Source organism: Actinoplanes sp. DH11 (assembly GCF_020873875.1).
GTDB lineage: Bacteria > Actinomycetota > Actinomycetes > Mycobacteriales > Micromonosporaceae > Actinoplanes.
In genome coordinates this window covers 143359-168938 of record NZ_JAHWGU010000012.1, presented here as the reverse complement: position 1 = coordinate 168938, position 25580 = coordinate 143359, and the positions used below count along the sequence as shown (strand labels likewise).

The 25580-nt window shown below is 70.2% G+C and carries 28 protein-coding genes and 1 tRNA gene; 18 read left to right on the top strand and 11 right to left on the bottom strand.

Translation table 11 applies throughout. From position 1 onward, the window contains the following. The first annotated feature begins 2 nt into the window (after nucleotides 1-2). The 3 genes from LPA41_RS19445 to LPA41_RS19435 all read left to right on the top strand — a co-directional run bounded on the left by LPA41_RS19445 (nucleotide 3) and on the right by LPA41_RS19435 (nucleotide 2173). Complete coding sequence (locus tag LPA41_RS19445; protein ID WP_229072054.1) at nucleotides 3-566, top strand: hypothetical protein; 564 nt, start codon at nucleotides 3-5, stop codon at nucleotides 564-566. Between the two features lie 87 nt (nucleotides 567-653). Next, nucleotides 654-2033, top strand: a complete 1380-nt coding sequence (locus LPA41_RS19440; RefSeq protein ID WP_229072053.1) for an NAD(P)/FAD-dependent oxidoreductase — start codon at nucleotides 654-656, stop codon at nucleotides 2031-2033. 57 nt (nucleotides 2034-2090) lie between these two features. Beyond that, nucleotides 2091-2173: transfer RNA gene (locus LPA41_RS19435), tRNA-Leu, on the top strand. Between the two features lie 51 nt (nucleotides 2174-2224). On the opposite strand, the gene LPA41_RS19430 is transcribed toward LPA41_RS19435, so the two are convergent. Further along, a complete protein-coding gene (locus tag LPA41_RS19430; RefSeq protein ID WP_229072052.1) occupies nucleotides 2225-3604 on the bottom strand; it encodes a hypothetical protein in 1380 nt (459 codons plus the stop codon). Between the two features lie 210 nt (nucleotides 3605-3814). Here LPA41_RS19430 and LPA41_RS19425 point away from each other — a divergent pair, with 210 nt between their 5' ends. The 4 genes from LPA41_RS19425 to LPA41_RS19410 all read left to right on the top strand — a co-directional run bounded on the left by LPA41_RS19425 (nucleotide 3815) and on the right by LPA41_RS19410 (nucleotide 6514). Continuing rightward, nucleotides 3815-4657, top strand: coding sequence for a Bax inhibitor-1/YccA family protein (locus tag LPA41_RS19425; protein WP_229072051.1), 843 nt, complete (start codon nucleotides 3815-3817; stop codon nucleotides 4655-4657). An 83-nt stretch (nucleotides 4658-4740) separates the two neighbouring features. Continuing rightward, nucleotides 4741-5049, top strand: coding sequence for a hypothetical protein (locus tag LPA41_RS19420; protein WP_229072050.1), 309 nt, complete (start codon nucleotides 4741-4743; stop codon nucleotides 5047-5049). Nucleotides 5050-5183: 134 nt separating this feature from the next. Next, entirely contained in the window at nucleotides 5184-5504 is a 321-nt protein-coding gene (locus tag LPA41_RS19415; RefSeq protein WP_229072049.1) for a PadR family transcriptional regulator, read from the top strand. Further along, nucleotides 5501-6514 (top strand): hypothetical protein, encoded by a 1014-nt coding sequence (locus tag LPA41_RS19410; protein WP_229072048.1) that lies wholly within the window; start codon nucleotides 5501-5503, stop codon nucleotides 6512-6514. Before LPA41_RS19415 ends, LPA41_RS19410 begins: the two co-directional genes overlap by 4 nt. A 62-nt stretch (nucleotides 6515-6576) precedes the next feature. Here LPA41_RS19410 and LPA41_RS19405 read toward each other — a convergent pair whose 3' ends face one another. From LPA41_RS19405 to LPA41_RS19395, 3 genes are read right to left on the bottom strand one after another with little or no spacing between them, the layout of a single operon-like run. Beyond that, nucleotides 6577-7818: an acetyl-CoA C-acetyltransferase gene (locus LPA41_RS19405; protein WP_229072047.1), complete on the bottom strand. Its 1242-nt coding sequence runs from the start codon at nucleotides 7816-7818 to the stop codon at nucleotides 6577-6579. A gap of 56 nt (nucleotides 7819-7874) precedes the next feature. Then, nucleotides 7875-8663 (bottom strand): SGNH/GDSL hydrolase family protein, encoded by a 789-nt coding sequence (locus LPA41_RS19400; protein WP_229072046.1) that lies wholly within the window; start codon nucleotides 8661-8663, stop codon nucleotides 7875-7877. 16 nt (nucleotides 8664-8679) lie between these two features. Next, nucleotides 8680-9705, bottom strand: coding sequence for an SGNH/GDSL hydrolase family protein (locus tag LPA41_RS19395; RefSeq protein ID WP_229072127.1), 1026 nt, complete (start codon nucleotides 9703-9705; stop codon nucleotides 8680-8682). Between the two features lie 226 nt (nucleotides 9706-9931). Here LPA41_RS19395 and LPA41_RS19390 point away from each other — a divergent pair, with 226 nt between their 5' ends. The 4 genes from LPA41_RS19390 to LPA41_RS19375 all read left to right on the top strand — a co-directional run bounded on the left by LPA41_RS19390 (nucleotide 9932) and on the right by LPA41_RS19375 (nucleotide 13737). Beyond that, nucleotides 9932-10276, top strand: a complete 345-nt coding sequence (locus LPA41_RS19390; protein WP_229072045.1) for a YkvA family protein — start codon at nucleotides 9932-9934, stop codon at nucleotides 10274-10276. Nucleotides 10277-10279: 3 nt separating this feature from the next. After that, nucleotides 10280-11638 (top strand): cystathionine beta-synthase, encoded by a 1359-nt coding sequence (locus LPA41_RS19385; protein WP_229072044.1) that lies wholly within the window; start codon nucleotides 10280-10282, stop codon nucleotides 11636-11638. A gap of 308 nt (nucleotides 11639-11946) precedes the next feature. Beyond that, the gene (locus tag LPA41_RS19380; protein WP_229072043.1) at nucleotides 11947-12246 is read left to right on the top strand and encodes a hypothetical protein; all 300 of its coding nucleotides are present in this window, start codon (nucleotides 11947-11949) and stop codon (nucleotides 12244-12246) included. A 1164-nt stretch (nucleotides 12247-13410) separates the two neighbouring features. After that, nucleotides 13411-13737, top strand: coding sequence for a hypothetical protein (locus tag LPA41_RS19375; RefSeq protein ID WP_229072042.1), 327 nt, complete (start codon nucleotides 13411-13413; stop codon nucleotides 13735-13737). Nucleotides 13738-14021: 284 nt separating this feature from the next. Here LPA41_RS19375 and LPA41_RS19370 read toward each other — a convergent pair whose 3' ends face one another. Beyond that, nucleotides 14022-14198: a hypothetical protein gene (locus tag LPA41_RS19370; RefSeq protein ID WP_229072041.1), complete on the bottom strand. Its 177-nt coding sequence runs from the start codon at nucleotides 14196-14198 to the stop codon at nucleotides 14022-14024. A 141-nt stretch (nucleotides 14199-14339) separates the two neighbouring features. On the opposite strand from LPA41_RS19370, the gene LPA41_RS43020 reads away from it, so the two are divergent. The 4 genes from LPA41_RS43020 (at nucleotide 14340) to LPA41_RS19350 (ending at nucleotide 18570) form a co-directional block, all read left to right on the top strand. Next, complete coding sequence (locus LPA41_RS43020) at nucleotides 14340-15869, top strand: CYTH and CHAD domain-containing protein (protein ID WP_229072040.1); 1530 nt, start codon at nucleotides 14340-14342, stop codon at nucleotides 15867-15869. 80 nt (nucleotides 15870-15949) lie between these two features. Then, nucleotides 15950-16867: a polyphosphate kinase 2 gene (gene ppk2, locus LPA41_RS19360; protein WP_229072039.1), complete on the top strand. Its 918-nt coding sequence runs from the start codon at nucleotides 15950-15952 to the stop codon at nucleotides 16865-16867. Nucleotides 16868-17146: 279 nt separating this feature from the next. Next, the gene (locus LPA41_RS19355) at nucleotides 17147-18052 is read left to right on the top strand and encodes a ribonuclease Z (RefSeq protein ID WP_229072038.1); all 906 of its coding nucleotides are present in this window, start codon (nucleotides 17147-17149) and stop codon (nucleotides 18050-18052) included. Next, nucleotides 18049-18570: a GNAT family N-acetyltransferase gene (locus tag LPA41_RS19350; RefSeq protein WP_229072037.1), complete on the top strand. Its 522-nt coding sequence runs from the start codon at nucleotides 18049-18051 to the stop codon at nucleotides 18568-18570. The genes LPA41_RS19355 and LPA41_RS19350 overlap by 4 nt, the downstream gene beginning before the upstream one ends. 165 nt (nucleotides 18571-18735) lie before the next feature. On the opposite strand, the gene LPA41_RS43300 is transcribed toward LPA41_RS19350, so the two are convergent. The 4 genes from LPA41_RS43300 to LPA41_RS19335 form a co-directional block, all read right to left on the bottom strand. Then, entirely contained in the window at nucleotides 18736-18918 is a 183-nt protein-coding gene (locus LPA41_RS43300; protein WP_374238182.1) for a type II toxin-antitoxin system RelE/ParE family toxin, read from the bottom strand. 165 nt (nucleotides 18919-19083) lie between these two features. Beyond that, on the bottom strand, nucleotides 19084-19407 hold the full coding sequence (locus tag LPA41_RS19345; RefSeq protein WP_229072036.1) for a hypothetical protein: 324 nt from the start codon (nucleotides 19405-19407) through the stop codon (nucleotides 19084-19086). 72 nt (nucleotides 19408-19479) lie between these two features. After that, a complete protein-coding gene (msrA, locus tag LPA41_RS19340) occupies nucleotides 19480-20139 on the bottom strand; it encodes a peptide-methionine (S)-S-oxide reductase MsrA (RefSeq protein WP_229072035.1) in 660 nt (219 codons plus the stop codon). A gap of 2 nt (nucleotides 20140-20141) precedes the next feature. Then, entirely contained in the window at nucleotides 20142-20588 is a 447-nt protein-coding gene (locus LPA41_RS19335) for an HIT family protein (RefSeq protein WP_229072034.1), read from the bottom strand. Nucleotides 20589-20612: 24 nt separating this feature from the next. Between LPA41_RS19335 and LPA41_RS19330 the strand changes: the two genes are divergently transcribed. The 3 genes from LPA41_RS19330 to ilvA are packed head-to-tail and all read left to right on the top strand — an operon-like array spanning nucleotide 20613 to nucleotide 24412. Continuing rightward, entirely contained in the window at nucleotides 20613-21764 is a 1152-nt protein-coding gene (locus LPA41_RS19330) for a cystathionine gamma-synthase (RefSeq protein WP_229072033.1), read from the top strand. Nucleotides 21765-21789: 25 nt separating this feature from the next. Further along, complete coding sequence (locus LPA41_RS19325; RefSeq protein ID WP_229072032.1) at nucleotides 21790-23145, top strand: amidase; 1356 nt, start codon at nucleotides 21790-21792, stop codon at nucleotides 23143-23145. A 25-nt stretch (nucleotides 23146-23170) separates the two neighbouring features. After that, entirely contained in the window at nucleotides 23171-24412 is a 1242-nt protein-coding gene (gene ilvA / locus LPA41_RS19320; RefSeq protein ID WP_229072031.1) for a threonine ammonia-lyase, read from the top strand. Nucleotides 24413-24479: 67 nt separating this feature from the next. Here the strand turns inward: ilvA and greA are convergent, their stop codons facing one another. Together greA and LPA41_RS19310 are read right to left on the bottom strand one after the other, a co-directional pair. Then, on the bottom strand, nucleotides 24480-24974 hold the full coding sequence (greA, locus tag LPA41_RS19315; RefSeq protein ID WP_229072030.1) for a transcription elongation factor GreA: 495 nt from the start codon (nucleotides 24972-24974) through the stop codon (nucleotides 24480-24482). Nucleotides 24975-25094: 120 nt separating this feature from the next. Then, entirely contained in the window at nucleotides 25095-25514 is a 420-nt protein-coding gene (locus LPA41_RS19310) for a DUF4307 domain-containing protein (RefSeq protein WP_229072029.1), read from the bottom strand. Nucleotides 25515-25580: the final 66 nt, after the last annotated feature.

Sequence of the window (25580 nt, the reverse complement as noted above, 5' to 3'; positions counted from 1 at the left end):
GCATGCTGACCGCGATCACGAAGCGTGCCGGGCGGCTCCGGACGACGTTGAAGCGCGCGACGGCCGTACCCCTGATGATCCGTGGCTCGGTCTGGCTGACCGGTTTGCTCGCCATGGGCGTCGCGTGGCCGGAGGAGTTGCTGGCCAGCCGGTGGCTGGGCCTGCTGGCGCTCTTCGCGCTCTGGCCGGCGCTCGCCCCGGCGGGTCGCGGTGGCAGTGCCGTCGCCCTGGTCGCGGTGGCCGGCTGGCTGCTGGACACGGCCGGGTTCGACGCCCGGGTCGCGCTGTGGCGGGTGCTCACGCTCGCCGCCCTGCTCTATCTGGGGCACACGCTCACCGCGCTCGCCGCAGTACTCCCCATCGATGCGATAGTCAACCTGGACGTGCCCGGAATCTGGCTGGGACGGGCCGCCGTGGTCATTCTGATCTCGTCGGTGCTCATCGTCCTGGCGCTCGGTCTCACCGCCGACCTGGGCGGGAGTGCTTTCCAGGTGGCCACCCTGGTGGGGCTGTCCGGAGCGGCTGCTGTGACGATGCTCCTAGCACGTATGGGCCGTCGCGAGTGAATTCTGTGTCTTTCGACACTTGACTTTGGTGGTTGCGATGGTCACAGAACGACGCATGAACCCCCTCGCGCGCGCGACAATAGGACCGTGAATCCGCCGCGCATAGTCGTCGTTGGAGCAGGTCACGTCGGGCTTTACGCCGCCCTCCGCCTGTCCAAGAAGCTGAACCGGAACCGGGCCGAGATCGTCGTCATCGACCCTGTTCCGCACATGACTTACCAGCCGTTCCTGCCTGAGGCAGCGGCCGGTAACATCTCGCCGCGACACGCTGTGGTGCCGCTGCGCCGGGAGCTGAAGAAGTGCCGCATCGTCTCCGGTGAGGTCACGAAGCTCGAGCACGCCCGCAAGACCGTCACGATCCAGCCGATCGACGGTCCCGCCTACGAGATGGAGTACGACCACATCATCGTGGCGCCCGGCTCGGTCTCGCGCACCCTGCCGATCCCCGGCCTCAGTGATGTCGGCATCGGCCTGAAGACCATCGGTGAGGCCATCTACCTGCGCAACCACATCCTCGACCGGCTCGACGTCGCCGCGGTGACGCCGGACGAAGAGGTGCGCAAGGCGTCGCTGAACTTCGTCTTCGTCGGCGGCGGTTTCGCCGGCATCGAGGCGTTGGCCGAGATGCAGGACGTCGTCGCGGACGCCCTGAAGTACTACCCGGAGCTGGACCCGAAGGAGGTCCACTTCATCCTGGTGGAGGCCTCCAACCGGATTCTCCCCGAGGTCGGTCCCGAGATGGGTGCCTACACGGCGCGCCAGCTCGCCAAGCGCGGGATCGACCTGCGCCTGGAGACGTTCCTCAAGTCCTGCGTCGACGGCCAGATCGTGCTCTCCGACGGTGACACGTTCCGCGCCGAGACGCTGGTCTGGACCGCCGGCGTCAAGCCGTCGCCGATGCTCGAGCAGACCGACCTGCCGCTCGGCCCGCGCGGGCACGTCAACTGCCTGCCGACCCTTCAGGTCGCCAGCATCGAGACCGGCGAGGTGCTCGAGGGCGCCTGGGCCGCGGGCGACTGTGCCCAGGTCCCCGACCTGACCAACCCGGGTGGCTGGTGCTCGCCGAGCGCTCAGCACGCGGTCCGGCAGGCCACCGTGCTCGCCGACAACATCCGCCAGGTCATCCTCGGCGGAGCGCCCAAGGAGTACCGCCACAAGCACGTCGGCGGCGTCGCGGGCCTCGGCATCAACAAGGGCGTCGCGCACGTGTACGGCGTCAAGGTCAAGGGCTACCCGGCGTGGCTGATGCACCGCTTCTACCACGTCAGCCGGATCCCGTCGTTCAACCGCAAGGTGCGGGTGCTCGCCGACTGGGTCCTGGCGTTCGCCCTCAAGCGGGAGACGGTGGCCCTCGGCCAGCTGCACCACCCGCGTGAGGAGTTCCTCGAGGTGACCCCGCCGGTGCGGCCGGCCACCGACGAGTCCACCGGCAAGGCCGGCGACAAGGTCTCCGCCGGCTCGCGCTGATCCCAGCCGGGCCGTTGCCACCATCCGGGCGGCACCAGATACGGTGTTCGCAGGTCCGCCCGGGTGGTGGAATGGCAGACACGGCCGCCTTAAAAGCGGCTGCCTGACAAGGCGTGCGGGTTCGAGACCCGCCCCGGGCACGACGAAAAAGGGCGCTCCGTTGCCGGAGCGCCCTTCGCCTTTCCCGTTCGTTACCGCGTGGTGGCCGGTGCCGGTTCCCCGGCGGAACGCTGCCGGGGGATCGTGACGGTCGCGGCCTGGCACGGGTCCGCCGCGTCCACCGGCTCGCCGGTGGCCGGCCCGTCCACCGGCTCGGCCGGCCGGCGGCGGCGCTCGACGTAGTGGTTCAGCAGGACCGGAACGCCGATGATCACCAGCATCCACGCCGTGATGATCAGCCGGTCGGACTGCGTCGGGTTGGGGTGCCCGGCCTGGTTGAGGAAGCCGCCGAGCGCCACCGCGAAGACCGCGAAGGCCGCCGAGGAACGCGCCCACAGCAGGCCCCAGGCGCCGATCAGCCAGCTCGCCAGCACCAGCGGCGCACGGAGCTGCTCGACCAGCCACCACACCCAGTAGTAGCGGTTGCGTTCCAGCCACTGCGCGACCGGGTCCGGTACGTCCGGGTTCGCGTAGTGGTTGGTGAGCAGGTCCTGCATGCTCTCGGTGCCACCCGGCCAGCCCATCAGCTTGGCGCCGAAGAAGTTGACGGCGGCCGCCGCGACGGAGAGCCCGAGGATCAGCAGGAGCGGGCGCAGCGGGCGGCCGGCCCGGCGGGCGAACAGCAACGCCAGCGTCGCGGTCGCGGCCATCGCCGCGCCGAGGAGCATGAACTGGGAGCCCTTGACGACGAAACCGAGCGCGTACGCCGCCACGATCAGTGCCACGCCGGCCCGCACCCGATCGGTGATCACGTAGATCGTGCCCAGCAGGATCGCGGTGGTGAGCAGGATGACCGGCGCCTCGCCGCGCGGGTCGATCGACCACGACGTGATCGGCAGCAGGTAGAAGAGCACCTGACCGGCCAGCGCGATCGGGGTGGCCACCCGGAGCGCGCGCAGCATCAGGAAGACCAGGAAACCGGCGAGGGCGACCAGCAGGAACGCGGTCAGGCCCAGGGCGAACCGGTCCGGCAGCAGCGCTACGGCGGGTGCGTAGAACCACGCCACGCCGGGACGGGACAGGAAGATCGCCTCGTACCGCGGTGACTCGATGAGACCGGACTTGGCAAGCGCCGGGCCGTAGACGGTGCCGGGTGCCAGGTCGTTCTGCGAACGGAGGCGCTCGACACACTTCTCGGCGTACTCGGTGGCGCTCGTCGCGTCGTAGGGACCCGTGGCGCTCACCTCGAAGAGGTGCGGCCGGCCCCAGTTCGCGCAGTAGATCTTGATGGTGCGGTCGCGGGCCTCGGCCGGAGTGTCACCGAGCAGGTCGTATGTCTGGTTCAGGTACTGCGTCATGTCCGGGCTGACGTTGCCCGGACCCTTCGGTATCTGCAGGACTCCGAAGACCATGGCGACGAGCAGTGCCAGAGCCCATGGCTTGCGAATGTTGCGCCGAATAAACCCCAGCACTGCGTTGTTCCTCCGTTGTGCCGATCCAAGACGTGGCACAGGTTATAGAAGCCGCCGCGGCGACGTATCGTCAGTCCCCGTTGGTTTCCAGTTCATGACCTCGGGTTCTCAGAACGCTCACAGGATCGGTGGAGAGCGGGACGGGTCTTGACCCCGTACCCTTGAACGACAGGCAAAGGATGCCGCAACCTCTGAGGGAGGCTGGAAACAGTGAAGACATCGAACCCGGTGCTCTCGCGCCTCGGCCAGGCGGCCGAGCGGGAGCGGGCGGCCGGGTACGGGCCAAATGGGCCGGCCGGTCAGCAGCCGGGTTACGGTCAGCCGGTCTACGGCGACGCGTACCCGACGGCGACAGGCTACCCCGCCTCTCCGCCGGCTGTCCGACCGATGACCCTTGACGACGTCGTCGTCAAGACCGTCACACTGCTCGGCATCACCGGCATCTCCGCGGTGGCCGCATGGAACCTCATCCCCGCCGAACTGACCAGCGCCGCCTGGATCGGCGCGGCCGTGGTCGGCCTCGTGCTCGGCCTGGTGATCTCCTTCATGCGGATCGCCAACCCGGCTCTCGTCATCGCCTACGCGGTGATCGAGGGCGTGTTCGTCGGCATGGTGAGCAAGTTCTTCCAGAACATCCTGGGCTACCAGGGCATCGTCCTGCAGGCGGTGGTCGCCACCTTCGGCGTCTTCTTCCTGATGGCCGTGCTCTACCGGGCCAGGGTCATCCGGGCCACGCCGAAGTTCACCCGAGCCATCATCTCGATCATGGCGGGCCTGTTCGCCGTCATGCTGATCAACTTCGTGCTGGCGCTCTTCGGCGTCAACACCGGTCTGCGTGACAACGGTGCGATCGGCATCATCTTCAGCCTCGTCTGCATCGTGGTGGCGTCGCTGAGCTTCATCCTGAACTTCAACGAGATCGAGGAGGGCGTGCGGATGGGTCTGCCGCAGCGCTACTCCTGGACCGCCGCGTTCGGGATCCTGGTCGGCCTCATCTGGCTCTACATCGAGATCCTCCGTCTGCTCAGTTTCTTGCAGGGCGGCGACGACTGACGGTTCGTCCCGTCGCCACCACAACGCCCGGCCCGCTCACCGCGGACCGGGCGTTGTCCCGTTCTCCGGTACCCTCGCTGGCGATGTCTGACTTCACCGCGTCAATCGAGCGCCTGCTCACCCAGGTGCACCACTGGGAGGAGCGCCGCTGGTCCCAGCCGGCCGGCGCCGGCCGGACGCGTGCGCAGGTCGTGCACGCGCTGGCGCAGCACCTGGCCGACCTGGGCGCCGAGGCGGAAGGGGCCCAGCGGCACCCGGTCCCGTTCGTGCACGCCATGGTCCTGCCCGACCAGATCCGGGTGACGGCCGCCGACCTCGTGGCGACCGGCCCGTCCCCGGAACTGTTGTCCCGGGCCACCGACGCGGTGACCGAAGCCCGGCGCCTCCTCTAGCCGCTTCTGTCCAGCGGCGCGCTTCCCGCAAGCCCCGCCGCCCGCGCCACCGTCGTGCCGTCCACCGCTCGGATCTCCATCGGCCCAGTCCGGCACCCTATGCAGAACTAGGAATAGCCCCTAGGGTCGTCGGCGTGACGTCGTTGCGCATGACCACGCCGCGCCTGCTCGCGTTGCGGGCGCTGCTGGACGAGCCGGGCCGCGAGCGGTACGGCCTGGAGCTCGCCCTGGACGCCGGCCTGGAACCGGGCACCGTCTACCCGATCCTCGTCGCGTTCGAGGCGGCCGGCTGGCTGGTCAGCCGCGAGGAAGTGGTCGACGTGCACGCCGAGGGCCGGCCCCGGCGCCGCTACTACCGCCTCACCGCCGACGGGATCGCGTCCGGCCGCGAGGCGGTGGCCGCCGCCGGGAAACGCCGCGGCACCCGAGCGGCGTCCCGGAAACTGGCGTGGTGACCGGCCCGGGTCGCGCCGCCCTCGCGGTGCTCGCGGCTCTGCTGCCGGCCGGGTTCCGGCAGCGGCAGCGGGCCGAGTGGGCGGCCGATCTCGCCGACCTGGCGGCACACGGGACGGTGACCCGGTGGCGCTACCTGCTGGCGGTCGCCTGGACGCTGCCCGCCCTGCGCGCGGCGGCCCGCGCGACGACCGCGGCCGGTGGTCCCTCGCTGTTCACGCCACGGGGTTTCCGCGCCGTCCTGGGCCGTCCCGGCGACCGCGGGATCGTCGTGCTGGCGGTGCTGGTGTCGATGCTGGCCGGGCTCTACGGCGCGGCCCACGCGACCCGGCTGGGCTGGGAGTTCATCCGGCCGCTGCCCACCGCGCAGCAGTCCGCCGAGCTGCGGCAGGTGATGTTCCCGGGCGTACCGGTCGGCACCGAACCCACCGAGGACAGCAACGGCTTCCCCGCGCTCGGACATGCCGTCGCCGAGGGCGCCGACATCAGTGGTCTGGTGCCCGGTGTGCGGGACCGGCTGGTGGCGGCCGGCTGGCGGATCCGGGAGAACCCGGCGGCCGGGAAGTACGTCACCGAGACGCTGGAGTTCGAGGACGACCTCTATGCGGTACGGGACGGGCTGCTGCTCTACTACGACGGCGAGACGTGGTTCACGGTGGAGCGGGCGGCCCCGTACTGGATGGGCTGGGTGGCCTCGGCCGGCGCGCTGCTGGGCGCTCTGCTCGGCTGGCTGATGACCGGCTGGGCCGGCCGCCGCGCCGCCGCGGGCTCGGTCGCCGCGCAACTGGCCGGAGCGTTCGCCTGGCCGACCGTGGTGGTCGTGCTGGCCCTGCTCTACGGCCCGTTCCTGCTGTTCTTCGACAGCGGCCTGACGTACGCGGAAGAGGTCTGGTCCCACCTGCTCCACATCGCGACGGGTGTGGCCAACTGGGTCGGCGTGGTGGCCGCGACAGCCCTGGCGATCGTGGCCGTCCTGGGCCGCAGCCCCACCTCCCAGCCGGTCGAGCCGTAACCGGCCCGCCCGCGCCCGGCCCGCCCGCGACCTGAAAGGCGCAGCGGGCCGGGCGTGGAACGTCAGCTCAGGCGCTCGATGACCAGGGCCATGCCCTGTCCGCCGCCGACGCACATGGTCTCCAGGCCGATCGACTTGTCGTGCCAGTCGAGGGAGTTGAGCAGCGTGGTGGTGATGCGGGCGCCGGTCATGCCGAAGGGGTGGCCGACGGCGATGGCGCCGCCGTTGACGTTCAGCTTGTCCAGCGGGATGCCCAGTTCCTTGTAGGACGGAATGACCTGGGCGGCGAACGCCTCGTTGATCTCGAAGAGGTCGACGTCGGCGATGCTCATGCCGGCGCGCTTGAGGGCCTGCTTCGACGCCTCGACCGGGCCGAGACCCATGATCTCGGGGGAGAGGGCGGTGACGCCGGTGGAGACGATCCGGGCGAGCGGGGTGATGCCGAGCTCGCGGGCCTTCGTGTCGCTCATGATGACCAGCGCGGCGGCGCCGTCGTTGAGCGGGCAGCAGTTGCCGGCGGTGACCCTGCCGTCGGGGCGGAACACCGGCTTGAGCTGGGAGACCGCGTCGAGGCTGACGCCCGGGCGGGGGCCGTCGTCCTTGCTGACGACGGTGCCGTCGGGCAGGGTGACCGGGGTGATCTCGCGAGCCCAGAACCCGTTGGCGATGGCCTTCTCGGCGAGGTTCTGGCTGCGTACGCCGAACTCGTCCATCTCCTCGCGCGAGACGTCCTTGATCTGGGCGAGGTTCTCGGCGGTCTGTCCCATGGTGATGTAGATGTCGGGGACAGCGCCGTCCGCGCGCGGGTCGTGCCAGGTGGTGCCGCCCCTGGCGTACTGCGCGGTGCGGGCCTGGGCCTCGTCGAAGAACGGGTTCGTCCAGCGGCCCACCAGCTCCTGCGCCTCCGAGGGGAGGCCGTCCGAGCTGCCCTTGGCGAAGCGCGAGACGGTCTCCACGCCGGCCGAGATGAAGATGTCACCCTCGCCGGCCTTGATGGCGTGGAAGGCCATCCGGGTGGTCTGGAGCGACGACGAGCAGTAGCGCGTGACTGTCGCGCCGGGCAGGCCGTCCAGGCCCAGCTTCGTGGCGATCACGCGGGCCTGGTTGAAGCCCTGTTCACCGCCGGGCAGGCCGCACCCGAGGTAGAGGTCCTCGATGAGGGTGCGGTCCAGTTGCGGCACCTTGGACAGGGCGGCGTCGACGATCGTGGCGGCTAGGTCGTCGGGGCGCAGATCCTTGAGCGAGCCCTTGTGGGCACGGCCGATGGGGGAGCGGGCAGTGGCGACGATGACAGCTTCCGGCATACGCCCAGTTTACTCGCCGGTAACATGGTCGGAAGCGCTAATTTCTCACACCCCGCTCACACGCCCGACATCGCCGCCTTCGCCACCGCGGGATAGAGGGCGTGCGCCCAGACCCGGTAGCCGTCGGCGGACGGGTGGAACCCGTCGTAACAGAGGGTCCCCGCGTCGGCCCGGAACACCGCGCCCGTCTCGGCCGCCAGGTCCACCACCGTCCCGCCGGCCTCGGTCACCGCACGCGCCTGCGACCGCGCCATCCGCTTGCCGACCAGGCCGGCGATCTGCCGCAGCGGCGGAGCCAGGGAACGGGCCGCGCCCAGGTCGGGGCACGTGCCGACGACCACCTGCACGCCGGCGGACCGCAACCGCCGGACGGCCTGCCCGAGGTGGATGGCGGCGTCCTCCGGTGGGCGGCCCGAGGTCGCGTCGTAGGCCCCGATCAACACGACCGCGACGTCCGGCCGATCGCCGAGCAGGGCCCGGGCCACCTGCGTGGCCAGGTCGCTGGACCGGGAACCGGCCACGCCGACACTGCTGAGCAGCACGTGCCGGGGCCCGGAGTCGGCGGTTCCGTCGGCCAGCAACCGGGCCAGCTGCCCGCCGACCGTGTCGGAAAGCCACTCCACGCCCACCCCGACCGCAGCCGAGTCGCCGAGCAGCACCAGACGCAGCGGCGGCGCGCTGACCGGACCCATCGACGTGCGCAACGCCAGGCCCATCGTGGGCTTCGCGTAGCGCCGGGACTTGGCGGCCAGCAGCTCACCGGCGATCAGCGCCGCGCCGCCCACCGCGCCGGCGATCAGGCTCGTGGCCGCGGCTTTGCCCAGTCGTTCCGGCAGACCAGTCATGTCGCGCCTCCCTGCATCAGCCGACTTGATGATCCTCTGGCGTATACCCTACGGCGGGAACGGCACCCGTCGTGCCCACCCGTGATCCGAACCAGTGGCGGGACTCGCCGAACCACGGGTGCCGCCGCAACTTCGCCCATCGCCCCGCCTGGCTGACCTCGGTGCCCGGCGCGCGCACCGCGGCGTCGGCAGCCTCGGGAAGGGTACGGACGGTCTCCGCGACCGCAGTCCGTTCGTCCTCACCGAGAGCGGCCATCACCGTCGGCATCATCACCGCCGCAGCACGGGCGTACCCCTCGGCGGACGGGTGGAAACGGTCCGAGCTGTACATCCGCACCGGATCCGCCTCGAACATCGGGCCGAGCAGGTTGCCGATGGAGACGGTGCGACCGCCCTCCCGGACCACGGCGACCGTCTGCGCGGCGGCGAGCTGGCGGCTCCAGCGCCGGGCCAGCCAGCGCAGCGGCGGCTTGATCGGCTGGATCGCCCCGATGTCCGGGCAGGTGCCGACCACGACCTTGCAGCCGGCGGCGCGCAGCCGGCGCACCGCGTCACCGAGATGCCGGACGGCGGCGGCGCGGGCCGCGGCGTGCGTGACGTCGTTGCCCCCGATCAGGATGATCGCGAGTTCCGGTTCGTACTCCAGGGCGGCGTCCACCTGGTACGGCAGGCCCGAGGACATCGAGCCGACGACCGCCAGCCGGTGCAGCCGGACCGGGCGGCGCAGGCGGCGGGAGACGCCGGTGGCGAACAGGGCGCCGGGAGTCTCGCGGGGACGGTGCACGCCGTACCCCGCGGCGGAGGAGTCGCCGAGGATCACCAGGCCGAGCGGTTTCCCGCCGAACTTCGCGCCGTACACCCCGTCGCCGCGCGGCGGTGGCGCCTCGGCCAGCGGGATGACGCGGCGGGCCTCGGCGGCCTGGCGCATCAGCAGGCCGGCGGAGAGCGCGGTCGCGCCGGCCGTCATCCCGGCGAGCACACCGGTGATCCGGCCGGCGGCCTTGAGACGCCGCCAGGCGTCAGCGGAATCGGCGGCCGTCAGACGGCGCCACGCGTCCGCGGAGCCGGCGGCTTTCAGCCGCCGCCAGGCGTCCGCGGAAGAAGTGAAGTCGATGCTGCTCACGGTTCCCTCGCTTGTCACTCGAAGGGAAGCATTCCAGTTGATCCGAGATCGGCACGGAAAGTGGGTACTTGAGGCTAACTCGCGACGGCGAGAGGCAATCATGGCGCGCCCACGTCATGCTGGAGTGGCGGAGAGGGGAACAAAGATGGCCAAGACGTTGAAACGTGCGGCGGCGTTCACCGCGCTCGCCCGTGCGCTGACCGCCGGTTCCCGCGGCGGCCGACCGCTCGGTGAACGGCTCGCGGCGCTTCCGCGGATGATCCGGGCCACCACCCGCGGGGAGTACGACGGCGGCATGCGGCTCGCGCTCATGACAGCCGCCACGGTCTATGTGGTGTCGCCGATCGACGCGATCCCGGAAGCGTTCGTCTGGGTCTTCGGGCTCATCGACGACGCGGTGGCGGTCACCTGGCTCGCCGGGGCGGTGCTCGCGGAGACCGATCGCTTCCTGGAGTGGGAGGGGACAAACCCGCGCCTGGTCGTAAAGTGAAGCGTGCGCTATTACGACAACGTCGTCGAGATCATCGGTAACACTCCGCTGGTCCGTCTGAACAGTGTGACCGAAGGCATCAGCGCCACCGTGCTGGCCAAGGTCGAGTACTTGAACCCCGGCGGCTCGGTCAAGGACCGGATCGCGCTGCGGATGGTGGAGGACGCCGAGAAGGCGGGCCTCCTCAAGCCCGGCGGCACCATCGTCGAGCCGACGAGTGGCAACACCGGCGTCGGCTTGGCCCTGGTGGCCCAGCAGCGGGGTTACAAGTGCGTCTTCGTCTGCCCCGACAAGGTCAGCGAGGACAAGCAGAACGTCCTGCGGGCGTACGGCGCCGAGGTGGTGGTCTGCCCGACCGCCGTGGCGCCGGAGGACCCGCGTTCCTACTACAACGTCTCCGACCAGCTGACCCGGGACATCCCCGGCGCCTGGAAGCCGGATCAGTACAGCAACCCGGCCAACCCGCGCTCGCACTACGAGGAGACCGGCCCGGAGATCTGGGAACAGACCGCCGGGAAGATCACTCACTTCGTCACGGGCGTCGGCACCGGCGGCACGATCAGTGGCGTCGGCCGCTACCTCAAGGAACAGGGCGACGTCCGGGTGATCGGCGCCGACCCGGAAGGCTCCGTCTACTCCGGCGGGACCGGCCGGCCGTACCTCGTGGAGGGCGTCGGCGAGGACTTCTGGCCCACGGCGTACGACCGGAGCGTCACCGACGAGGTCATCGAGGTCAGCGACTCCGACTCCTTCGAGATGACCCGCCGGCTCGCCCGCGAGGAAGGCCTGCTGGTCGGCGGCTCCTGCGGGATGGCCGTGGTCGCCGCACTCGAAGTGGCCCGCAAGGCCGGCCCCGACGACGTGGTCGTGGTGCTGCTGCCCGACGGCGGCCGCGGCTACCTCTCGAAGATCTTCAACGACAAGTGGATGGCACGGTACGGGTTCCTGCGTACCCCCGGTGGCACCCCGACCGTGGCCGACGCGCTGGCCGGCAAGGGCGCCGAGATCCCGCCGCTGATCCACGTGCACCCCACCGAGACGGTCCGCGACGCCATCGACTACATGCGGGAGTACGGGGTCTCCCAGCTCCCCGTGCTCAAAGCCGAACCGCCCGTGGTGACCGGCGAAGTGGCCGGCTCCATCTCGGAGAAGGCGCTGCTGGACGCGCTCTTCACCGGCCAGGCCCACCTGCACGACACGATCGAGAAGCACATGAGCGACTCGCTGCCGATGATCGGCGGCGGCGAGCCTGTGGCCGAGGCGGTCGCGCTGCTGGAGAAGTCGGACGCCGCGATGGTCCTGGTGGACGGCAAACCCGCCGGGGTGCTGACCCGGCAGGACCTGCTCGCCCACCTCAGCTGATACCCGTCCCACCCGACCGGCGATGCCCCGGCATCGCCGGTCGGCCTCATCGCCGACACCGGCCATGAGCTGCTGCGGAGCTTCCACCACCTGCGGCCGCTCACGTCCGGCCCGCGTCCGGCCCGCGTCCGGCCCGCGTCCGGCCCGCGTCCGGCCCGCGTCCGGCCCGCGTCCGGCCCGCCTCCGGCGACATGGACAGTTACAGATAGTTGCCACAATCGCACAGACAGTCCGACCAGCTCGGGCGTCGCTGCGGTTGTATCTGTCGTGACGGAGCTATGAGCCAGTCCCGGACGGAAGGGCAAGGGATGGTCGACGTCGACGAGACGGCGCCCGCCGACATCGTGGACCGCATGCTGTGGCGGGACGCCCAAGACACACTCGGGCGCCACCAGGCGGCCGGAGCGGACGGCACATGCGCCTGGTGCGGGTGGCAGTGGCCGTGCTCGGCCCGGCGACTCGCCGAACGTGCCGCCGCGGTCGCACGCCGCCCCTGGCGGGAGGCGTGGACGCTGCGGCACGACATGAACAGCATGCGGACCCTGCCCGGCCGCGGACTCGAAGACAACGTCCCCTCCCATCATCGTTACAGGAGGTACCCCGACTGAGGACCTTCGACGTCGCCGAAAGCTTGACCGTCCCCCGGCAAGCAATGGCTTCCCGGCCCGGCCGACGTCCCCCGGCGGTGATGCCGGTGCGCCCCGCCAGCGCTCCGGCATCCCGCGCCCAGGCCCGCCCGTAACCGGCTCCCAAGAATCAGCACGCCTCCGCTGATTCGCGCCTCCGGCCAGGCGCACCCGGTTCGGGCGGGGCGGTGGGCGGGAGCACGTGATCACAGGTTCCCCCGCATTCATCGGTCACGTGCTCCCGCTCTGCTAGCTGGCTGCGCTCCGCGGCGATTGCTGAGCTAGCTGGCTGCGCTTCGCTCCGCGGCGATTGCCGAGCTAGCTGGCTTCGCTTCGCTCCGCGGCGATTGCCTTGTAACCGGCGAGATGGCATCCGATTTTCCGCCACCCGCAAACCCGGCGGGCGTCGGAAAATCGCACGCCATCTCGCCGGCGGCAATCGCGGGAAGATGGGAGTTGCGTGGTTCGGAGATTTACTGAGCCGTCTCGCCTGCGGCTTCGGTCCGCTCCGGCCTCGCCTTGACCCGCCCCTTGCGTCGGCCCGCCTCTGGCGTCGGCCCGCCCCTGGCATCGGCCCGGCCTCGCATCGGCGCGGCTCGGCCTGGCGTCGGTCCGGCCCCGCCTTGGCGTCTCTCGCCTGCTGCTACCGGCCGGCGGTCGCGGCTTGCGCCCTCGGGTTTGCCTTGGCGGCTGCGGCGGGCGCCTTCGCGATCCGACGTCGACGTCTCCGGATCGGTCTTTGTGATTTCGTCAAGCGGCGAGTGCGAGCCTTTTGCCGGATTTATGTCGGTTGGGGTGCGGGGGCCTCGTGCAAGATGTCGCTGCGGCTGCGGCTGCGGCTGCGGCTGCGGCTGCGGCTGCGGAGGGCGGCTTGGGGTTGCTTGTACTCGGCTTGCGGTTGCTGCGTGCCGTCGGGGCGGCGTTGTTGATCTGCTAGCGCTACGAAATCGCGGTGATCATGGGGTTGAAACCGCGATTTCGCATCGCTAGCAGATCAACAAGTCGACAGGGAGGGGGCGTCCGGCGTCACCGGGGGCAGAGCGGTGGCAAGTTGGGGGGTGCGGATTCATGCGGTTGGTCGAAAAAAATCGACATGTGCTGACATCTCGCTCACACTCGGATCGAGGGAGAGCGGGAGGGTGGCGCATGGCACCGCGGTACTTGAACAATGATGAACGGGATGCCTGTGAGCTGGCCGAATTCATGATTCAGCAGGCCAGGGCGATGATGCGCGAGGCCGAGGCGGCGCTGGAGAGCTGGAAGCTCGGCAAGGAGATGAATCGGCAGCGGTGTGCGCGGCGTGGGATCAACACGACCGATGCCGAGATCCGCTGGGCGGCCTCCGCCACCGCCAAGAACGCGATCACCAACAACAGCTTCCATGTGTCGCTGGCGACCATGTACTACGGCGCGGCGACCGCCAATTACGCCCGGGCGCAGTACCTCCGGAACCAGAGCGACGCCCACCTGTGACCGGCTGCGACGCCCCCGGCTGCGACGCCCGCCTGCGACCGGCAGGAATGCCCCCCGGCTGCGATGGTCGCCTGTGACCGGCAGGAACGCCCCCCGGCTGCGATGGTCGCCTGTGACCGGCAGGAACGCCCCCCGGCTGCGATGGTCGCCTGTGACCGGCAGGAACGCCCCCGGCTGCGACGCCCGCCTGCGACCGGCAGGAACGCCCCCGGCAGCGACGCCCCGCCTGCGACCCGGCGGCGGCGCCTGCCTGCGACCCGGCAGGGACGCCGGGCTGTGACGGCTCAGTCGTCGGGTGTCTCGTGCTCGGCGACCGGCGTGGACGGGGGCCGGGGCGGATCGGCCTGCGCCGGCGAGGCCGGGACGGTGAGTGCCAGGCCCAGAACGGCGCCGGCGCCCATCAGGCGCAGACCGGCGAGGGCGTTGGGGAGGGAAACGGGACGGCGTTCGGACTTCTCCATACAGGTCTTCTCCGTACAGCTCTTCTCCATACAGCTTTCTCCTGACCGGACCGGCAGCTTCAACGGACCGGCCCCCCACGATGACATCTGATCCTGAGACATGGCTGTGTCAAGAGCCGCTTTCGGGGGCACCATTGACACGTGGAGATCGCCACCGAGACCGAACGCAAGTACGACGTCCCTGAGACCTTCGAACTCCCGGATCTGGCCGGTGTGGCCGGCATAACCGGTGTGGACGGCGCCGAGACGCATGAACTTGACGCCACGTATTTCGACACCGAAGACCTCCGGTTGATGAGAAATCGCCGGACACTTCGGCGCCGGGCCGGTGGGCATGACGCCGGCTGGCATCTGAAGACGCCCGCGGACGGTGACGGCCGCAAGGAGCACCGGGTCACGGGGCATGAGGGTGACCAGGTGCCGGACGAACTTGTCGGCATCGTGCGCGGTCTGGTCCGGCGCCGTCCGCTGGAACCGGTGTGCCGGCTGCGGACCCACCGGGTGGAGACGCCGCTGAAGGACGCCGACGGGCGTACCCTCGCCCTGATCGCCCAGGACCGGGTGCGGGCCGAGGCCGGCGACGAGCACAGCGCCTGGCAGGAGATCGAGGTGGAGCTCGTCGACGGCGACGCCGGCGTTCTCGACGCGGTCGAACAGGTGCTGCTCCAGGCCGGCGCCGAGCCTGCCTCCGGCCCGTCCAAGGCGGCCCGGGCTCTGGCCGGCCGGCTGGCCGAGGCGAGCGCCAAGGCGGAGGCGAGCGGCAAGTCCGAAACGCCCGGCAAGCCCAAGGCGAGCGCCAAGGCTGAGGCGAGCGGCAAGGCTGAGGCGGGCGGCAAGAAAGGCAAGAAGGGCAAGGCCAAGCCCGACCCCGTCATCCGGTACGCGCGAGAGCAGCGCGACGCCATCCTCGGGCACGACCCGGCCGCCCGCCGCGGTGACCCGGACGCGGTGCACAAGATGCGCGTGGCCACCCGCCGGCTCCGCAGCACCTTGAAGACCTACCGGCGCTGGTTCCCGGAGACGGGGGCCGGTGACGAGCTGCGCTGGCTCGCCGGGGTGCTGGGCGCGGTCCGGGACCCGCAGGTGCTGGAGGGCAAGCTGCTCGCCGGTGTCGAGGAGTCCGGCCCCGAGTTCGAGCCGGCCGCGCAGCGGATCCGGGCGGCCCTGGAGCACCGGGTGGAGACGGGTCGCGCCGAGCTGGCCGAGGCCCTGGAGTCGGACCGCTACCTGGACCTGCTGGATGCCATCGACAAGCTGGTCGACGAGCCGGTCGGTGGTGCCGGTGACCCGGTGGACCGTACCCGCAAGATCTTGCGCAAGGCGGACCGTGAGCTCGACGCGGCAGTGGCCTCCGGGGTCGACCAGGAGCTGCACGACGCCCGCAAGACCTACAAGCGGGCCCGGTACGCCGTCGAGGTCCTCGAACCGGGCGCCGGCCCCGGTGCGAAGCAGCTCGTCAAGGAGCTGACCGCGTTGCAGGACGGCCTCGGTGCCCACCAGGACTCCACGATCGCACGTGAGGTGCTGCGCGAGATCGGCTCGGACAGTTTTCATTTCGGCGTTCTGTACGGACGGCAGGAACAGGTGGGTAAGGAGACTCTGCGTGAGGTGCCCGCGCTGGTGCGGGCGTCCCGGCGCAAGAAGGTGCGGCGTTGGCTGGTGAAGACATGACCACAGATGTTCACTCGGACCAGGTTGATCATGAGCAGTCGGATTCCGAACATGTTGATCTAGAGCATGTGGAGGAACCGATGACGCAGCCGTACGACGGTCCGGTCACCGAGCTGACCGGGTACCGGGTGGTGGACGACGAGGACGACGATCCCTACCTGCTGAACGCCGACGGCACACCGGTCGACACCTGGCGGGACGACTACCCGTACGACGAGCGGCTGCCCCGCTCGGAGTACGACCACGACAAGCGCCTGCTTCAGATCGAGCTGCTGAAGCTGCAGAACTGGTGCAAGGACACCGGGGAGCGCCTGGTGATCCTCTTCGAGGGCCGGGACGCGGCCGGCAAGGGCGGCACGATCAAGCGCTTCATGGAGCATCTCAACCCGCGCGGCTCCCGGGTGGTGGCACTGGAGAAGCCGAACGAGAAGGAGAGCACCCAGTGGTACTACCAGCGGTACCTCAAGCACCTGCCGTCCGCCGGTGAGATCGTGCTCTTCGACCGGTCCTGGTACAACCGGGCCGGCGTCGAACGGGTGATGGGTTTCTGCACCCGCGCGGAGTACCTGGAATTCATGCGGCAGACGCCGGAACTGGAGCGGATGCTCGTCCGGTCCGGCATCCACCTGGTCAAGTTCTGGTTCTCGGTGACACAGGGCGAGCAGCGCACCCGGTTCGCGATCAGGCAGGTCGACCCCGTACGCCAGTGGAAGCTTTCCCCCATGGATCTGGAGTCCCTCGACAAGTGGGACGACTACACCGAGGCCAAGGAGGCGATGTTCTTCTACACGGACACTGCCGACGCGCCCTGGACCGTGGTGAAGAGCAACGACAAGAAGCGCGCCCGGCTGGCCGCGATGCGGCACGTGCTCAACCGGTTCGACTACTCCGGCAAGGACCCGGAGGTCGTCGGCACCCCGGACCCGCTGATCGTCGGCCCCGCCTCTCTCGTGGTGGAAAGTACCGAGATGTCGCCCCGGGTATTCCCGCGGCTCTAGTGATTTAAAAGCGTTGGCGGCGGCCGTCGACCTTGGTTAACGTGGCGGTACACGTGAAGGGAGGTGGTCCGAAGTTGTATAGCAACGGGACTCGTGAGGTGGCTGTCCGCTAGCCGCTGTCCTTGACAGCTTCGTTTGAGCGTCGAGACCGTGTGGCAGCGGCCCGGCGAGTACCAGACAGCCACCCGACCCCAGGGGATCCGGCCTTGTCCGACCGGACCTCGTTCGCCTCGTGCGATCGAGGAAGTCCCCTGGGGTCGCTTATGTTCGGGGGCTCCGATGCGTGAGCTGGTCGTGCTCGGCACCGCCAGTCAGGTGCCGACCCGGCACCGCAACCACAACGGCTACCTGCTGCGCTGGGACGACGAGGTGATCCTTTTCGACCCGGGCGAGGGCACCCAGCGCCAGATGCTGCTCGCCGGCCAGGCCGTCACCCCGCTCCGGCGCATCTGCGTCACCCACTTCCACGGCGACCACAGCCTCGGCCTGCCCGGCATCCTGCAGCGCGTCTCCCTGGACCGGGTGCCGCACCCCGTCACCGTGCACTACCCGGGCGGCGGGCAGGAGTTCTACGACCGGCTGCGGCACGCCACCAAATACTGGGACAACGCCGAGATCGTCCCCTCCCCGGTGGGCGCCGGCTTCGTCGCGGAGACGTCCGCGGGGCGCCTCACGGCGCTGCCACTGCGGCATTCCATCGAGGCGTACGGGTACCGCCTGACCGAACCCGACTCCCGCCGGATGCTCCCCGCGCTGCTGGCCCGGCACGGCATCAGCGGCCCCGCTGTCGGCGAACTCCAGCGCACCGGCCACCTCGGCACGGTCACGCTGGACGAGGTGAGCACGGCCCGGCCCGGGCAGAGCTTCGCCTTCGTCATGGACACCGGCCTGTGCGACAACGTGTACGCCCTGGCCGCCGGCGCCGACATGCTGGTGATCGAGTCCACGTTCCTGGCCGAGGACGCCCTCCTGGCCGAGCAGGTGGGCCACCTGACAGCCGGTCAGGCCGCGTCGGTGGCCCGCGAGTCAGGCGTACGCCTGCTGGTCCTCACGCACTTCTCCCAGCGCTACCAGGACCCCACCCGGTTCCTGGACGAGGCCCGCAAGGAGTTCGACGGCCCGATCGTCCTCGCCGAAGACCTGCTGCGCGTCCCGCTCCCGCCTCGGCTACGTTCGGGAGAATGACCGTCTCCCTGCGCCCGGCGACCGAAGCCGATCAGCCCGCGGTCGGCGCGCTGCACCACCGCTCCCGGGCCGCCGCCTACGCCGACCTGGTCGATCCGGCGTCGTTCGAGGCACGCGGCCCCGACATGATGGTCGCCTACTGGGTGGAGCGCCACCGCTGGGAACAGGACACCCACCGGATGACGCTCGCCGTCGACGACGACGAGCTGATCGGCTTCTCGTACATCGGCCCCAGCGAAACCGAAGGCGCCGCCGAGCTCTACGCCATCCACCTCGACCCGTCCCGCGTCGGCACCGGCGCCGGCCGCCTCCTGATGCAGGACGCCCTCGCGGAACTGCCCCGCTACGGGCAGCCCCGGGCCGTCCTCTGGGTGCTGGAGGGCAACACGGTGGCGCGCCGCTTCTACGAACGCGGCGGCTGGTCCTGCGACGGCGTCACACGCGCCGACACCGTCAACGACCAGCCGGTCACGCACGTCCGGTACTCGTACCCCCTGGAGCCCTCCACAACGGCCTAGCTGTCACTCGCGGCTGTTCTTCGCCCCTTCGAACCAGCCGCCAGTGACAGCCGTTTCAGTTCGGCCGGCGCCGCTGCACCCAGCCGGGCGTAGTAGCCGTACGGGTTTCGTGTCGGAGAGGTGCGGCTGGTGACAGCGGTCCCCGTGGTCGGTGGCTGCTCCGGATCAGCGCGACCGGTACGCGTCCGCACGATGTTCGATTGCCGTGACTGTCACGACGAGGCCCTCTTCGTCAATTTCATACAGGACGTGGTACGTGCCGCGCCTGGCTGACCACGTGCCCTCGAACGGCGGCAGCATCAGTCGCTTGCCGACACGGTGCGGGTTATCGAGGAGTGTGGTGGTGATGAACTCGTAAACGGGTGCCGCGATCTTCTCCGGCAGACGCCCGGCCGATGACCCATTCCGTGCTCCCGAACGGCATAGCCACCGGCGAGCGCAAGTCCATAATCTCCGGCCGCGCGAAGGGCGATTTCGGCCAGCTCCCGGTGGCGGGGATCCATGTCGGCGACCTTACGCGGCAGGGGCCTCCGACGCGGCCCGCCGGAGCTCTGGGAAGCGCTGTTCCCACGCACGGCGTAGTTCCGGCGGGAGCCAGATCGATGGCCATAGGCCGGTCAGGACCGCCCGATCAAGAAGGGCGTGCAGGTCGTCGGGCTTGGTCGCCTCGATCAGGACCGTTCGGTAGAGATCGACCATTCGGCCGGGGCTGTCGAGGTCATAGTCCGCCGCGCCGGACCAGTCGAGGTGACGCGGCAGGGTGACGACTCCGGTCGTCTGTCCCCGCAACAGATTGAGATCGTCCGCGACGACGATGGGTTTGGCGTATCGGCGCATCTCAGACCACCCCCTTCTTTCCATCGTCACACGGGACGAGCTCCGGAGTGGCACCCGTCCCGTGTCGGCTGGTCAGTTGGTCCGAGCTATCCCGATCGGGCAGGTCATGCCGTTCGGCCCGTGGTTGCAGTACCCGTTGGGGTTTTTATCACTTGAAAGGTACTGCTGGTGGTAGTCCTCCGCGTAGTAGTACGCGCTCAGCGGCCGCACCTCAGTCGTGATCCGCCCGCGCCCCGCCGCCGTGACGACCGGCTGGAAGGCTTCCACCGAGACCCGCGCGGTGGTGGCCTGCGCGTCCGTGGTGGTGTAGATCGCCGAGCGGTACTGCGTGCCGACGTCGTTGCCCTGGCGCATGCCCTGTGTCGGGTCGTGGTTCTCCCAGAACGCCTTCAGCAGATCCTCGTACGCGATGCGCTCGGGGTCGTACACCACCTGGACGACCTCGGTGTGCCCGGTCGTGCCGGAGCAGGTCTCCTCGTAGGTGGGGTTGGCGGTGAAACCGCCCGCGTAGCCGACCGACGTCGAGTGGACGCCGGGCAGTTTCCAGAAGATGCGCTCCGCGCCCCAGAAACAGCCCATCCCGAAGACGGCGACCTCGAGCCCGGCCGGCCAGGGGCCCTTCAGCGGGGTGCCCAGCACGGTGTGGGTGGACGCGACCGGGATCTCGGTGTCGCGGCCCGGTGCGGCGGTCTCGGAGGTGGGCAGGTCGAGCTTCTTGTGCCGTAGGAACACGGTCACTCCCTTCGTCCACCATCGGTAACGCCGGCGGGGCCGCATTCCTTACCGATGAGTGTGGCGACCGAACGGGCCTCGTCGTCGCTGTCGTATTTGCGGCGGGGCCAGAAGAAGCCGCGCAGGCCGTCGCCTTTGGTGCGGGGCACGACGTGGGTGTGCAGGTGCGGCACGGACTGGGAGACGATGTTGTTCTGGGCGACGAAGGTGCCCTGCGAGCCGAGCGCGCGGGGAACCGCCGCGGCGATCTGCTGGACGAAGGCGAAATAGTCGGGCAGCAGGTCGGCGGGGAGGTCGGTCAGCTGCACGAGGTGCGGTCGCGGGATCACCAGGACGTGCCCTTTGAACACGGGCCTGATGTCCAGGAAGGCGATGCCGGCGGGCGACTCCGCCACCCGGAACGCCGGGACGGTCCCCGCCACGATGCCACAGAACACGCAGTCGGCCACCAGGTGAGACTAGCCTTGCGCAACATGACGGCAAATGAGTACGGGTTCGACACCCTCGCCATCCACGCCGGCCAGGAGCCGGATCCGCGGACCGGTGCGGTGGTGCCGCCCATCTACCAGACCAGCACGTACGCACAGGACGCCGTCGGCGCCCCTCGCCTGGGGTACGAGTACAGCCGTTCCGGCAACCCGACCCGGGACGCGCTCCAGGAGTGCCTGGCGGCGATCGAGGGCGGGCGGCGCGGGCTCGCCTTCGCGAGCGGCCTCGCTGCCGAGGACACCCTGCTGCGTACGGTGTGCCGGCCCGGCGACCACGTGGTGATCCCGAACGACGCGTACGGCGGCACGTTCCGGCTCTTCTCGAAGGTGGCCGAGCGGTGGGGGCTGGACTGGACCGCCGTGCCGCTGGACGACCTGGACGCGGTGCGTGCCGCGTTCCGGCCCGGCCACACCCGGCTGATCTGGGCGGAGACGCCGACCAACCCGCTGCTCAACATCGCCGACGTCGCGGCGCTGGCCGGGCTGGCCCACGAGTACGACGCGATGCTGGCGGTGGACAACACGTTCGCCTCGCCGTACCTGCAGCAGCCGCTCGCGCTCGGCGCCGACGTGGTGATCCACTCGACGACCAAGTACATCGGCGGGCACTCCGACGTGGTGGGCGGCGCGCTGATCACGGCGGAGACGGGTCTCGGTGACGAGCTGGCCTTCCACCAGAACGCGATGGGCGGCGTGAACGGGCCCTTCGACGCCTGGCTCACCCTCCGGGGGATCAAGACCCTGGGTGTACGGATGGAGCGGCACTGTGACAACGCGGAGCGGATCGCCGGTTACCTGAGCGAGCACGCGGCGGTGGGCCAGGTGCTCTACCCGGGGCTCGCCGACCACCCCGGTCACGAGACGGCGGTCAAGCAGATGAGCCGGTTCGGCGGCATGGTCTCGTTCCGCGCGGCCGGCGGCCCGGAGAAGGCGATCGAGATCTGCAATCGGACGAAGCTCTTCGTGCTCGCGGAGTCGCTGGGTGGAGTCGAATCGCTCATCGAGCACCCGGGACAGATGACACATCTGTCGGCTGCGGGCTCAGCGCTTGAAGTTCCCGCCGATCTCGTGCGACTGTCTGTCGGCATCGAAACCGTTGACGATCTGCTCGCCGACCTCGAGCAGGCGCTCGGATAGAGACAGACGCTGGAGATTCTGCGCGATGACGACGACCTGGGTGGGGGCCACCGCCAAGCAGATCGCCCGTGCGGTGCGCCGCGGTGACGCGAGTGCCACCCAGGTCGTGGCCGATCATCTGGAACAAATCGGCATCTCCGATCCGGCGCTCGGCGCCTTCCGGGTGATCCGCGGCGGCGAGGCGATCACCGAGGCGGAGAAGGTCGACGATCAGGAAGACCTGGCGAACCTGCCGCTCGCCGGTGTGCCGGTGGCGGTCAAGGAGAACACCGCCGTGGCCGGGATGCCGACGTGGCACGGTTCGGCCGCCGCCCGTACTCCTGAGGTCGCCGAGGAGGACCACGAAGTGGTCCGCCGGTTGCGCGGGGCCGGCGCCGTCGTGGTCGGGGTGACCCGGATGCCCGAGATGGGTCTTTGGGCGACGACCGACGACGACACCGCGCCGACCCGCAACCCGTGGGATCTGGAGCGCACGCCGGGCGGCTCGTCCGGCGGTTCCGCGGCGGCGGTGGCGGCCGGTCTGGTGCCGATCGCGCAGGGCAACGACGGCCTCGGGTCGATCCGGATCCCGGCGGCCTGCTGCGGCCTGGTCGGGCTCAAGCCGGGCCGGGGCGTCGTGCCCGTCGACTTCGGTGACAAGGACTGGTTCGGCCTGGTGGAGAACGGCGTGCTGACCACCACGGTGGCCGACGCCGCGCTGGGTTTCTCGGTGCTGGCCGGCCTGACCCCGCAGAAACTGGTGGAGCCGCAGCGGCTGCGGGTCGGCATCTCGCTGCGTTCCCCGGTGGCCGGGGTGAAGCCGGACGAGGCGAACACGGGGGCCGTCACCACGGCGTCGCGGCTGCTCACCCAGGCCGGTCACGACACGGTCACCGCCGACCCCACCTACCCGTCGGGTGTCGCGCTCGGCGTGCTGGCCACCTGGTTCGCCGGTGCCTACGTGAACTCGGAGGGGCTGCCCGTCGACCGGCTGCAGCCGCGCACCCGGCGGCACATCGCGCTGGGCAAGGCGGCGATGCGGGCCGGGCTGGTCCGGCAGACGCAGCGGGACGCGTGGCGGGACCGGTCGATCCGGTTTTTCGCGGACCGCTCGATCGACCTGCTGCTCACTCCGGCGCTTGCCGCGCCCCCGCCGCCGGCACTGCGGTACTCGGGCATCCCCTGGTGGAAGAACATGCAGGCGAACGCGGCGTACGCGCCCTATCAGGCGCCGTGGAACTACGCGGGCCTGCCGGCGATCGTGGTGCCGGTCGGGTTCCGGGCGGACGGCATGCCGCTCGCGGTGCAACTGGTCGGCCCGCCCGACTCGGAGATGTTGTTGCTCTCCGTGGCCGGTCAGTTCGAATTGCAGAACCCCTGGCAGCGGCAGAACCTGGTCTGACCGGGCAGTGGCACGATTGGTGGCCATGACCGCACCACTGGACCTGCTGACCCTGGCCGACGTCGAGGCCGCCCGCGAGCTGCTGACCGGGGTGGCCAAGCGGACCCCGCTGATCACCTCCCGGCCGCTCACCGAGATCACCGGGGTGCCGGTCTGGCTGAAGTGCGAGAACCAGCAGCGCGCCGGGTCGTACAAGGTGCGTGGCGCGTACACCCGGATCGCCCGCCTGTCCGAGGCCGAACGGGCCCGCGGTGTGGTGGCCGCCTCCGCCGGCAACCACGCGCAGGGGGTGGCGCTGGCGGCGGGCCTGCTCGGCACGCGGGCCACGGTCTTCATGCCGGAGGGCGCGCCGCTGCCGAAGGTTTCCGCGACGAAGGGGTACGGCGCCGCCGTCGAGTACGCCGGGACCAGCGTGGACGACGCGCTGGAGGCGGCGCACGACTTCGCCCGCAGCACCGGTGCGATCCTGATCCACCCGTTCGACCACCCCGACGTGATCGCCGGGCAGGGCACGGTGGCGCTGGAGATCCTCGAGCAGTGCCCGGAAGCCACCACGATCATCACGGCGGTCGGCGGTGGCGGGCTGGTCTCCGGGCTCGCGGTGGCGGCCAAGGCGCTGCGGCCGGACATCCGGATCGTCGGGGTGCAGGCGAGCGGGGCTGCCGCGTACCCTCCCTCGCTCGCCGCCGGGGCGCCGCGGAAGCTGGACAGTGGCGCCACGATCGCGGACGGCATCGCCGTCCTGCGTCCCGGTGATCTCACGTTCGCGCACGTCGAGAAGCTTGTCGACGAGGTCGTCACGGTGACCGACGAGGATCTGTCGGCGGCCCTGCTGGTGCTGCTGGAACGGCACAAGTCGGTGGTGGAGCCGGCCGGGGCGGCGGCGGTCGCGGCGCTGCTGACCGGCGCCTACGTGCCGCCGCGTGGCGGGCCGGCGGTGGCCGTGCTCTCCGGCGGCAACATCGACCCGATGCTGCTGCTCCGGGTGATCGAGCACGGGCTGGCGTCGGCCGGCCGATTCCTGCGGCTCGCGGTGCGCTGCTCGGACCGCCCGGGTCAGCTGGCCCGGCTGCTGCGCGAGATCGCCGAGCAGCGGGCGAACATCGTCGACGTCGCGCACTCCCGGCAGAGCCCGAGGCTCAGCTTCGGCGAGGTGGAGGTGGCCCTTTCCGTGGAGACGCGGGGCCCGGCCCACTCCTCGGCCCTGATCAGCGCCCTCCGGGACGCCGGTTACCGGGTGGCCCTGCTGGCCGACACCACGCCGTGAAAAAACGCGGAAGGGCTCGCGGGTGATCCCGCGAGCCCTTCCGGTGAAACTCTCGAAAAGCGCCTCGTCAGCCTTCGAAAGCGCCGAACTTGACCACGGTGACCTTGATGTCGGCGCCGCTGGGGGCCGTGTAGGTCACGGTCTGGCCGGGACGCGCGCCGAGGATGGCCTGGCCGAGCGCGGACTCCGGGCTGTAGACGGTGAGGTCGGTCGTGGACGAGATCTCCCGGGACCCGAGCAGGAACGTCTCGGTGTCGGCCTGGTCGTCGTCGAAGTAGATGGTGACCACCGAACCGGGGGTGACCGAGTCGGCCACCTGGGCCTCGCCGACCTCGGAGTTGCGCAGGAACTCCTTCAAGTAGAGGATCCGGCCTTCCTGCCGGCTCTGCTCCTCGCGGGCCGCGTGGTAGCCGCCGTTCTCACGGAGATCGCCCTCTTCCCGACGCGCGTTGATTTCCGCAGCTATCGCCGGCCGGTTCGCGATCAACTCGTCGAGCTCGGCCTGCAGCCGGTCGTGAGCGTCCTGGGAGAGCCAGGTCTTCGGCGCCTCGGAACTGGACACGGTCGATCTCCTTGCTGAAACTGGGCAGGGTCAGGGCATGCCGCTGAAAAGCACCATGCTCAACGCAGCGAATCACCAAGCTTACCAGCGGTATGCGTACCGCCCGGAAGGTGAAAGTTGTCAGCCGGCCGCGCGGCAGCCCATCACGTCGCCCACGGAGGCGCGGGATTTGGTCGTCACCGGCTCGCTCACCTCGACCGAACCGCCGCCGGGCTTGCCCTGCACGGTGACCAGCTGGCGGCCCACCTCGAAGCCGTCGTAGTCGCGGGCGCGCAACATGCAGGTGGCGTTCTCGCCGGCCGGCACCAGGACCCGGAACTGGATGACCATCTCGGTGTCGGACGGCTCGCTCCACCCGATGATCTGCGGGTCGTAGTCGCCCTCGCCGAACTTGTTGTAGAGCTGCATGGTGAGGCCCAGGATGACGAGCCCGGACAGCACGGTGGCGAGGATCGGCAGCCAGCGACTGTGCCGGCCCTCACGGCGCCGACCGTATCGGCCCGGCGGGAAGACCGGCGTTGTGGCGTGCGTCTCGCTCACCTGACGACCTCTCGTGCGTTTGTTGTCGGTGGGATCGGCCAGAATGGCAGAGTCCATCTTCGCAGC